Source organism: Acidovorax sp. JG5, from assembly GCF_017939685.1.
Classification (GTDB): domain Bacteria; phylum Pseudomonadota; class Gammaproteobacteria; order Burkholderiales; family Burkholderiaceae_C; genus Acidovorax.
Map to the genome: position 1 here is coordinate 1 of NZ_JAGKSE010000044.1, position 6,316 is coordinate 6,316.

Consider the following 6,316-nt stretch of genomic DNA (forward strand, 5'->3'; position numbering starts at 1 on the left):
TGGTCATCTCGCGCAGCTGCTCGGCGCTCAGATCATCCAGGGATTGCGACTGCATCAACATGACAGGCAGTGTGCCAAGCAAGCTCCTTGACTGCCATGCGCAGATCCACGGATTGCGCGCTGACGCTCTGGCACACAAGCTTCAGACTACGGTGATGATGCCCGCGTCTCCCATGCGTTGCCACGGCAGGCCCAGCACCAGGGCATCCAGCTGGGAACGCTCCAGCTGCCAATGGGCATCGACTGGTGCCGGCCAGACGAACTTGCCCTGGTGCAGACGGCGAGCGGCCAGCCAGATGCCGATGCCGTCGTGCACCAGCACCTTGATGCGGTTGGCGCGCTTGTTGGCGAACAGATAGGCGTGGTGGGGATGGGCGGCGCCGAACACAGCAACCACCCGGGCCAGCGCCGTGTCGGTGCCGGCGCGCATGTCCAGCGGGGCCGTGGCCAGCCAGGCGGCGTCGATGCGGATCATTGCCGCAGCACCTGGAGCAAACCCTGCAATGCGCGGGAACACTCGGCAGCCGCAGCCAGCGGCCAATTGACCGTCACGCGGGTGCCGTGATGACAGCACTCGATGCGGATGTCTGATGAGCAAGCTGCCGATGCGGCACTTGGGGCAGCTTGCGCACCTGCGGCCTGAGGCCCCATCACCGGCGAGCCCAGCGCCACCGCGATGAAGGCGGGCACGGGGTTGGACGGCACCGGATGAGCCTGATGCGCTGGGGCAGGAATGGCTTGTACATTGGCCACTGGCTGAGCAGCCGCATCGTCGCGGTGCGGGACGATGCCGGACGCAACAGCATGCGCCGTATCGCAGTCGCTCTGGTGCAGGCCCAGACGATGCTCCCTGAGCCAGCGATGCAGCACGTTGGCATTCATGCCATGTTCACGCGCCGTGGCGGCAATCGATGCGCCGGGCTGGCGGCACGCAGCGATCAGTTCAGCCTTGAATTGTGCGCTGTAGGCCCGGCGCGTGCGGGGGACAGAGTTGTGCGAATGGGGGATCTCTTCAGACATGGTGTGCACGATGGTTTACGTGGACACGATGGTGCTTGCAATTCCTCATTCGAGGTAGATGGGTTGGCCGGACGGATACGCTTGATTGGCCAGGAAGTCGATGCACTGGCCGAGCATCAGCTCAATGAATTCGCTGGCGAACGGCTGCTAACTGGGTTAGCTTTAAAGTGCCGTAGTCGGCCAGGAGTGGCCGACCGTCAAACGGGTAAGCAGTCGTTCAACGTTCGCGGTAACCGGCACGCAGCGGCAGGACGCGCTTGGGCCAGAATGAAATGGAGCCCAAGCGTGGCATGCCGTTGCGAGTCCGGTTGACCAAGGGGTTAGGCGTCGTTGTTCCAGTACCGCGAACGAATTGACCAGCACCAGAAGCGCCGAGGTGGAGACGGGTGTCTTCTTCGGATCAAGTGAAGGGCTGCCAAGCGCGCTCGCTCGGGACACTCGGCGGTGACGATGGTCGTGTACGAATGATCGTTTTCAGCTGCCCCGGAAGCCTCTTCGTAGAACCTGACGAAGTAGGTCGGTTCGGCTCTGGTGTTGACACTCGACTGCTGGGAGATGCTCATCTCATGGACCTCAGTGACTCGCGAGGACTGCCCATGCGAGGACGAAGGGTGCCATGCTTGGAACGCAATTGACTCACAGCTTCTTCTCGACGAGCGTGCATTGACCGTTCTTTAGGATCTGTTGGGCTGGCCACATGTACTGTAGTGACAAGGTATAACGATTGATCCGTGTTGTGGTGACGACTTCGCGCTTCCCATTGAGCTCGGTAAAGGTCTCCGAAATGATGAAAGGGCCCTCTTCCCGAAATGGGTGACCGGTACCGAAGAAGTCGGTGACGATCTTCTTGGCAAAGTCGATGTGAATATCGTTCGAGCCTTCGGGCTCATTGACGACGTTGCACCGAAGGTAGATGGGGGATGGAGGTGTAGGGGCAGGGGAAGTCTTCTGGGCCTGCGCCAACGAGCCAGATATTGCGAGAAGGATCGCGACAAGGGTGGGTGCGACGTTCATCGGTAGGAAGTGGGATAGGAAAGCGTACGACGCCTAACAGGCCGCTGAAAAAATGCTCATCGAACGCGCCAGGGTCGTGGAATATTAGATCAGCGTTTCCCACATAGCACCATCAGGATATCGACGTTCAGATTTCCGGCGTAGAGCTTGCTGTCTGGACTGACCCACTGCGGCTTAACTCGACTACTGATGGTGTGCGCTGCTCCGCCCGCCATCGGCGCGTCGTACCACACCGTCTCTTGAACGGAGAAACTCTTGCTGGCACAGTCGAACGATGTCAAGTAGGTGATCGATTGCTTGCGCAACGGACCACCAGCAACGCGCAACCTCGTTGGTTCTGAAAAGCTCGAAAGTACAAGTGCTTGCAATGTCGCATCGCTGCGCCGGACAGATGAGGCGTCGAAGTAGGCTGACGTTCCGCCTTTCGTCGTGACGTGCGTCCACGTTTGCGCTTGAACATGCAAAGGCACTTGGCTGACCTGCAAAGCGGCTATGAACCCTATAAGTCGTGTTCTCGAACTCATATCGACTCGTTAACTCACTATCGACTTGCAGGCGAGTTTGCTGCCAGCTGGACCGGGTCGCGCTCCTGTTGAACCCCGGGCTTCTCAACAGTTAGTCCGAACTCGTGGTGAAACGCCTTTCCGTCAAGGATGTTCGCGAATCTGAGCTTTTCTCGGCCTCGCGCACGTGCCTCGGCTGCTGATTCCGCAATGTCATACGTGCGAAAAACTCTTTCCGTGCCGTCGACAGTTACGTGGTGGTCGGTCTCGTACATCATAAATTTCCAAGCTCCGATAAGTGGTGTGCTGCTGGAGTGCCGTAGATCTAGTTGTGTGACGCCTAACGAAATGAGGTAAGGGGTTGCGGCGCGAAAGAGACTGACCGGAGAAGCCACGCCGGTTCCGCAGTCCCGCTTGGCCGGCAAGTTAGAGCGGATCACCGTTTCATGCCAAGAGATCGTTTCGAAGAGCCGGGGCTGCGCCATCTTTATGAATGAGTATTAGTGCGTCAAAATTACTGTGTAAATTTCTTGATTCAGGCTGCTCTGTGACAGAGTCAAGTAATGCACTTGAACGCCTCGCACAATTCCTTTCTGCTCATAGAAGATGATGCAGGAAATTGTGTTACCCACAGGGCCGCCGTATCCGAAAGCATCCCGCACTCGCAGATCACTGCGAACTTCTGAAGCAAGCTGCTTTGCGGCTCCAGCATTTGCCCCTTTGCAAACTGTACGCGCATCTTCTGTTTGGGGCATCGTCTTGACTGCTTCCACGTACGGCTTAATTTCCTCAGCGCTGACCTTCTTGAGTGCTGTGAAGTACGTCGTCTTCCCGATGATTGTCTTCTTTAAATACCCATTGCTTTTGATGAACGTCTCCGCCTCGATCAACTGCGCGTAGGAGGCACTCGATACAAAAGCGAATGCGAATAGGATGATTTTGTACATTTTCCCTCCCTTTATATGTCAGCCTTAACGCAGAGGTGAGCCGATGACAAAAGCGCAGCTTTTGGCAGTCGGCTCGACCGCCGAGTTAGAGAGCGGCGGCGAGCAAGGGCTGCTGACCTTTGAGTTTCCGAAGCACATGGAACACCCGGCGGGCCGGGTGAACTTGACGGCGGCGTACCTGCTTGAGTATTGGGCCAGCAAAGGCACCATACCGCGATACGACGGCGTGATTGATGGGCTTCTGGCTGGAGCTGCGGAGATTTTCAAGGTAGCAAAACCTGTGCGCTCTAACGTTTGACGTGAGGGGCCGCCGTAGCGGCGAAGCCGCGAAGGGAACCCGCAAGCGCAGCTTGTGGGCGGTCCCTCTCGACGGAATGGTTAGATGCGACCGTTTTAGTGAACACTTGCCTTAGATAGCAAGTTGAGCACAGCAACGCCGCTGATAATGAAGCCGACACCAACAAATCCCCACATATCTAGTTTTTGACCATGCAAAACCCATGCAATCGCAGTGACCAAGACGATCCCGAGGCCCGACCAAACTGCGTAGGCGATTCCAACAGGAATCGATTTGAGTGTCAGCGACAGGAAATAAAAAGCAGCAGCGTATCCCGCTACGACGATAAAAGACGGTACTAACCTAGTAAAGCCCTCACTAGACTTGAGCGCAGAGGTTGCAATGACCTCAGAAATAATGGCCGTAGCCAGAAATAACCAATTTTTCAAAATATTTCTCCATGGAGTTCCGCGAAGAAATTTTAGGTTCGATTTAAGAAAACAAACAGTCTTGTTGCTGGCCGAAATTTGTGCGCACAGCAAAGCATCTAACTTGTGGTTTATCTGACCAAACACCGGATACCCACAACCGTGGTCGTTAAACAAAGTCGCACGGCACCCAAAAAAAGTGTTTGAAATCAATCCTATAAAGCATCATACTGGATGTATGAACAGGTATAACAGATCTGACAAACCTGACTGGGTCCCTCCCCGGTCCATCAAGCTGCTCGATCAGGTACGCGAACGGATTCGCTACCTGCACTACAGCCTACAGACCGAGAAGGCTTATGTCTACTGGGCCAAGGCATTTGTGTTGTGGACGGCCCGCAGCCATGGTGGGTTTCGACATCCGCGCGAAATGGGGCAAGCTGAAGTCGAGGGTTTTCTGACCATGCGGATTCCGACGGTGCTGACGGTGCAGGAGGTTCGGACGCTGCTTTCGCACATGGCGGGCACCGAGGCGCTGTTGGCCGCCCTGCTTTACGGCAGTGGGTTGCGCCTGGGGCATTCGGACGTGTCCACGACGATGATCCACACCCATGTCCTGAAAGTCGCTGCCGGAGGCACCTCCAGCCCGTTGAACTCTTTGGCCTTGCACTTGCCGCCCGGCTGAATGACGGTTTTGGTGCTTTCATCTGGATGGCGGCTCCGGGTCGATAACGCCACTTCATATCCTGTGAGAGCGGACCTTGAGCCCCATCTTTGGGCTGCTTCCGCTCACAGTCCGCTACTCACCAGAAACCAGTCAGTGAAGGTTAGCTGACGATGTACTCGGGATGACTGCCATTTGGATGAAATTGGAAGTTCGGGCAACCAGCATGAACTGCCGCAATCGCTGCGGAGCCGACCTTGACGGTGTTTGGTCTGTTGAACAATCAAGGGTCTACAGGAGACTCACAGAATTGCGCTCCAACCACCAGCAAGCAAACTCGTGCAGATCCGCATGGTGTGAATCTGCCAGTGTCAGCACCTCTCCGGTATTTGGGCTTCCATTCGGATCGCGGACAACCAGCGCCTTGTGGATGTTGGGGCCGACACCGGCGAAATACGGCCCAAAGTCATCCACGAATGCCAGCGGTTTCAGTTCTCTCAGTGCCGCAGCCTTTGGACTCTCCAGGGGAGCATGCAGGCTGGTGGTGATGACCCTAGTGATCGGAAAGCCCAGCGAAAGCAGGTTCTGCTTGCGGGCTAGCGCGTGCCGGGCGTCGAGAGCGGTGATACAAACCAGTTCATAGCCGTTGTTCGCAAGGAGTTCGCAGGCTTTCAGAGCGCCGCCAACGGCAGGAATAGAACTCCAGAACACCTCATCGAAATGCGCTCGGAAATCTTCCAGCGCTCGCCCTGTCAACTGGGGCACACCCCATCGTTGCATGGGCCAATATGCGTAGGGATCGTGCTCGACCGGGACGGTCCCTGAATACTTCGCCCAGGCATTGGCATACGCTTTCGCGTAGTCCAACAAGACTCCGTCGGCGTCGAGTGCAATGGTTCTGGTATCGGACACTTTGATGGATCAACGATGGGAAATTTCGATAACTGTTAGGTTGTACCTATGCTGCAGCCCCCGAGCATTCGGCGCAACCCCCAGTCGGACGTTTCGCATCCGAACCGCTAATAGCGCAATGCACAGCGCCGGTTCCAGCGGAATCTGTCCTTCGAGCGTCGGAGCTGAAAAAACGCCATCGGTCGCCTACCCAATGACCTCAATGTGTCGCACGCCGTGCGCTTTCTCGAAGTGGACAGACCGCAATTGCTGTCAAAGGGGGCATCGATGTTGTTGCATGGACGGTCGCGATGAGTCGCAGCCAGTGTGTTCGACTGACCATCGGCATGCCGTCGCGAGATGACTTGTGGTCTGTATGTCAAGTGCTTACACAAGGGACCGTGGATCGCCCATTATTGAGTCGGCATCAACCAACTTGAACTCCTCCATGCTTGACGAAGTGCCTTGCAAGGCCTCGACAGGCTTAGCCTGAACGGTTGGTTTAAGTTCAAAGGTGCCTACTCAGAGCGGCGTAAGCGCACGGCAAACCCATGTTGACCGCAGATGGCTAC

9 protein-coding genes are annotated in these 6,316 nt (G+C 56.5%); 2 read left to right on the plus strand and 7 right to left on the minus strand.

Annotated elements, in window-relative coordinates:
• Nucleotides 1-142 precede the first annotated feature (142 nt).
• The 5 genes from tnpB to J8G26_RS18780 form a co-directional block, all read right to left on the minus strand.
• Nucleotides 143-475 (minus strand): IS66 family insertion sequence element accessory protein TnpB, encoded by a 333-nt coding sequence (gene tnpB / locus J8G26_RS18760; RefSeq protein WP_210570748.1) that lies wholly within the window; start codon nt 473-475, stop codon nt 143-145.
• The gene (locus J8G26_RS18765) at nt 472-1,020 is read right to left on the minus strand and encodes a transposase (RefSeq protein ID WP_210570750.1); all 549 of its coding nucleotides are present in this window, start codon (nt 1,018-1,020) and stop codon (nt 472-474) included. The genes tnpB and J8G26_RS18765 overlap by 4 nt, the downstream gene beginning before the upstream one ends.
• 636 nt (nt 1,021-1,656) lie before the next feature.
• On the minus strand, nt 1,657-2,034 hold the full coding sequence (locus J8G26_RS18770; protein ID WP_210570752.1) for a hypothetical protein: 378 nt from the start codon (nt 2,032-2,034) through the stop codon (nt 1,657-1,659).
• An 89-nt stretch (nt 2,035-2,123) separates the two neighbouring features.
• The gene (locus tag J8G26_RS18775) at nt 2,124-2,558 is read right to left on the minus strand and encodes a surface-adhesin E family protein (RefSeq protein ID WP_210570754.1); all 435 of its coding nucleotides are present in this window, start codon (nt 2,556-2,558) and stop codon (nt 2,124-2,126) included.
• Nucleotides 2,559-3,037: 479 nt separating this feature from the next.
• Nucleotides 3,038-3,484, minus strand: coding sequence for a hypothetical protein (locus tag J8G26_RS18780; protein ID WP_210570755.1), 447 nt, complete (start codon nt 3,482-3,484; stop codon nt 3,038-3,040).
• Nucleotides 3,485-3,527: 43 nt separating this feature from the next.
• Between J8G26_RS18780 and J8G26_RS18785 the strand changes: the two genes are divergently transcribed.
• Nucleotides 3,528-3,782, plus strand: a complete 255-nt coding sequence (locus tag J8G26_RS18785) for a hypothetical protein (RefSeq protein WP_210570756.1) — start codon at nt 3,528-3,530, stop codon at nt 3,780-3,782.
• A 95-nt stretch (nt 3,783-3,877) separates the two neighbouring features.
• Here J8G26_RS18785 and qacG2 read toward each other — a convergent pair whose 3' ends face one another.
• Nucleotides 3,878-4,210 (minus strand): quaternary ammonium compound efflux SMR transporter QacG2, encoded by a 333-nt coding sequence (gene qacG2 / locus J8G26_RS18790; protein WP_162572169.1) that lies wholly within the window; start codon nt 4,208-4,210, stop codon nt 3,878-3,880.
• Nucleotides 4,211-4,427: 217 nt separating this feature from the next.
• Between qacG2 and J8G26_RS19615 the strand changes: the two genes are divergently transcribed.
• Entirely contained in the window at nt 4,428-4,874 is a 447-nt protein-coding gene (locus J8G26_RS19615) for a phage integrase N-terminal SAM-like domain-containing protein (RefSeq protein ID WP_210570757.1), read from the plus strand.
• Between the two features lie 270 nt (nt 4,875-5,144).
• Here the strand turns inward: J8G26_RS19615 and J8G26_RS18800 are convergent, their stop codons facing one another.
• A complete protein-coding gene (locus J8G26_RS18800) occupies nt 5,145-5,720 on the minus strand; it encodes an HAD family hydrolase (protein ID WP_246881478.1) in 576 nt (191 codons plus the stop codon).
• Between the last annotated feature and the right edge of the window lie 596 nt (nt 5,721-6,316).

Bases quoted from the DNA above. Each gene is read 5' to 3' on its own strand.
- tnpB (WP_210570748.1), bottom strand. From the start codon at position 475: ATGATCCGCATCGACGCCGCCTGGCTGGCCACGGCCCCGCTGGACATG.
- J8G26_RS18765 (WP_210570750.1), bottom strand. From the start codon at position 1,020: ATGTCTGAAGAGATCCCCCATTCGCACAACTCTGTCCCCCGCACGCGC.
- J8G26_RS18770 (WP_210570752.1), bottom strand. From the start codon at position 2,034: ATGAACGTCGCACCCACCCTTGTCGCGATCCTTCTCGCAATATCTGGC.
- J8G26_RS18775 (WP_210570754.1), bottom strand. From the start codon at position 2,558: ATGAGTTCGAGAACACGACTTATAGGGTTCATAGCCGCTTTGCAGGTC.
- J8G26_RS18780 (WP_210570755.1), bottom strand. From the start codon at position 3,484: ATGTACAAAATCATCCTATTCGCATTCGCTTTTGTATCGAGTGCCTCC.
- J8G26_RS18785 (WP_210570756.1), top strand. From the start codon at position 3,528: ATGACAAAAGCGCAGCTTTTGGCAGTCGGCTCGACCGCCGAGTTAGAG.
- J8G26_RS19615 (WP_210570757.1), top strand. From the start codon at position 4,428: ATGAACAGGTATAACAGATCTGACAAACCTGACTGGGTCCCTCCCCGG.